The organism is Plasticicumulans sp. (assembly GCF_035331805.1).
Lineage (GTDB): Bacteria > Pseudomonadota > Gammaproteobacteria > Competibacterales > Competibacteraceae > Plasticicumulans.
Map to the genome: position 1 here is coordinate 1 of NZ_DAOLKE010000430.1, position 2,730 is coordinate 2,730.

The 2,730-nt window shown below is 70.1% G+C and carries 4 protein-coding genes; 3 read left to right on the forward strand and 1 reads right to left on the reverse strand.

Annotation, left to right across the window (positions count from 1 at the left end):
- On the reverse strand, positions 1–365 hold a 365-nt coding region (locus tag PKE44_RS17950), incomplete at its 3' end, for a hypothetical protein (protein WP_324553988.1).
- A gap of 251 nt (positions 366–616) precedes the next feature.
- Between PKE44_RS17950 and PKE44_RS17955 the strand changes: the two genes are divergently transcribed.
- The 3 genes from PKE44_RS17955 (at position 617) to PKE44_RS17965 (ending at position 2,466) form a co-directional block, all read left to right on the forward strand.
- Complete coding sequence (locus PKE44_RS17955; RefSeq protein ID WP_324553990.1) at positions 617–1,177, forward strand: hypothetical protein; 561 nt, start codon at positions 617–619, stop codon at positions 1,175–1,177.
- Between the two features lie 79 nt (positions 1,178–1,256).
- Complete coding sequence (locus PKE44_RS17960) at positions 1,257–1,721, forward strand: nuclear transport factor 2 family protein (protein WP_324553992.1); 465 nt, start codon at positions 1,257–1,259, stop codon at positions 1,719–1,721.
- A gap of 139 nt (positions 1,722–1,860) precedes the next feature.
- Positions 1,861–2,466, forward strand: a complete 606-nt coding sequence (locus tag PKE44_RS17965; RefSeq protein WP_324553994.1) for a TetR/AcrR family transcriptional regulator — start codon at positions 1,861–1,863, stop codon at positions 2,464–2,466.
- Positions 2,467–2,730 lie beyond the last annotated feature (264 nt).

Below are 2,730 nucleotides of genomic sequence, written 5' to 3' on the forward strand. Positions count from 1 at the left end.
GGTTCCGGATGCTCGCGCTCGAAGCGCCGTTCGGCCGCGGCGAGGTGGCGCAGCAGCACGTGCGAGATCAGGTTGACGCCGATGCCGCCGAAAGTCAGCGGCAGCAGGTACAGCGCCATCGACAGTTCCGACACGAACAGCTTGTCGTCGGCGAGCGAGGGCGTCTGCATCGCGGTGTTGCCGATGCTCTGCAGCAGATACACGTCGAGACCGGCGACCAGCAGCAGCACGAGGCCGAGCACCAGCACGGTCAGCGGCGATACGGCGCGGCGCAGGTACAGCGTGACGTAGATCGCCGACGGCACGATCAGCGAGCACAGCACCAGCAGCCAGAAACGGATTTCGACGAACACGGAATGCGGCATGGCGGGCTCGCTCGGAAGACGGGGAGGGCGCGGACCGCCGCGCCGGCGACCGGGCCGCTGCGGCGGTGGCGGCCGGAAGATCGCGGCTCGCAGCCGAGGCAGCGCAGTGTGAGGCAAGTTCCGGGGCTGCGGTCATGCCCCGGAGGCCGTGATGGCCCGCATGCAACCGGACCATGACGGGCGAAACCGGCAGGCTTGCGCCAGCGTCCCCTGCCATGGTTACCGCCATCCGATCGCATCGAGGGCTGTCCATGGGCAGGACCATCCACGTCCGCAGCCGTCATCCGCTCCGCGCCGTCGCCGGTCTCGCCGTGCTGCTGCTGGCGCTGCCCGGCCGGGTCACGCCGGCGGCCGAAGCGGTGCCGGCAGCGCGGCTCGCCGGGGGAGCGCTGGTGCTGACAGCCTGGCGACAGGCCCGCAACCGTGGCAGCTGCGCACCGCAGGCTTTCGCCGACACCGGCGAGCCCGCGGCCCGGCCGCGGCGTGCGTATTTTTCCGGCGGCTGGGCCGTGGCCTTCGACCTGCCCGGCCGGCGCAGCGCCTTCGGCATCGCCGGCACCGGCACGGCGGCCCCCGGCGACAGCGAACTCGCGCAGTGGCCGCAGCAGCTGCCGCTCGATGGCGGGCTTGCCGGCTATGGGTTGTCCGGCCGCGCACCGTATCCGGCCGACGATCCGGACGGCTTCGGTCGCGAATCGCTCGCCTATGTGCGCCTCGACGGTCAGGGCTGTCTGTACAACGTCTGGAGCCAGCTCGGCCGCGCGCATCTGCAGCGCCTGCTGCAGCAGTTGCGACCGGTGGCCTTGCCGTAGCGGCGGCGCTTGCGGAGGAGCCGGTGGTGCATGTACCTTTCGGTACAGTCTGAAACGACCAGTACAGAAAGGTGCCGCCATGTCCCGTCCGCCGCTGCCGCCGTTCACCGCCGAAACCGCTGCGCAGAAGGCGCGCATGGCCGAGGACGCCTGGAACAGCCGCGATCCGGCGCGCGTCGCGCTCGCGTACACCGAGGACAGCCTCTGGCGCAACCGCGCCGAATTCATCCGCGGCCGCGAGCAGATCGTCGCCTTCCTGAGCCGCAAGTGGGCGCGCGAACTCGACTACCGGCTGATCAAGGAAGTCTGGGCGCATGCCGGCGAGCGCATCGCCGTGCGCTTTGCCTACGAATGGCACGACGACTCCGGCCAGTGGTATCGCGCCTACGGCAACGAGAACTGGGAGTTCGACGAAGCCGGCCTGATGCGCCGCCGGCATGCCTCGATCAACGATCTGCCGATCGCCGAATCCGCACGCCTGTTCCACTGGCCGGCCGGCCGGCGGCCCGACGGGCATCCGGGCCTGAGCGAGCTGGGGCTGTGAGACGGATGCGGCACTGGCAGCGCTGTACGGGCCGAAGCTCCTGCCCGGCAGCACCGGCATCGCCGTTTTTCCGCACCGGAGAAAGAAGGGCGCAAGGCCGGCAGGCTGCGGATGCGAGCGGATTGCCCGGGAGACCCCCATGCCGCGCCTCGTGACCGAACGCGCCGACGTGCTGCCGCTGCTGGCCGAGGTGTTTCGCGAGCATGGCTACGAAGGTGCGAGCCTGCAGTTGATCTCGCAGGCCACCGGGCTCGGCAAGGGCAGCCTTTATCACTTCTTCCCGGGCGGCAAGGCGGAGATGGCCGCGGCCGTGCTGGCAGAGATCGACGACTGGTTCGAGCGCGAGCTGTACGCGCCGCTGCGCGCGGCCGAGGACGAGTCTGTGGCCGCGGCGATCGACGCGATGTTCGCGGCCGTCGATGCCTATTTCCGTGGCGGCGGGCGCGTCTGTCTGGTCGGCGCGCTGGCCCTCGGCGCCGCCCGGGATCGCTTCGGTACGGCCATCGCCAGCTACTTCGCCCGCTGGGTCGGCGCGCTGGCCGATGCACTGCAGCGCACCGGCTGCGACACGACGACGGCCACCGCGCTGGCCGAGGCGACCGTCGCCGGCATCCAGGGTGCGCTGGTGCTGACGCGCGCCCTCGACGATCCGGCGGTGTTCAGGCGCACGCTGCAGGCGCTGCGCGAACGGCTGCAGCCGGGTAATCCGGCCGATGCCGGCAATGCCGGTAATGCCGGGCGCTGAAGGTCACGGCCTTCTTCCTGCCGGTCCGGCGCGGGTAGACACGGCCTATCCGTCCGATCGTCAGCGGCCTGACGGTCCCGTTGCCTGACGCTGCGCAGGGTCGAATCTGATGCAGGCGCTGTCTGCGGCTTCGGACGAATCCGGCCGCTCGATCCCGGCCTCGGTACGATCCTGCCAGCCCGTAGGCTGGATTGAGGAACGAAACCCAGCATTGGGAATGGCACGAGAAAGCAGATGCTCACGAGCGAGCAAATATGCAATTCA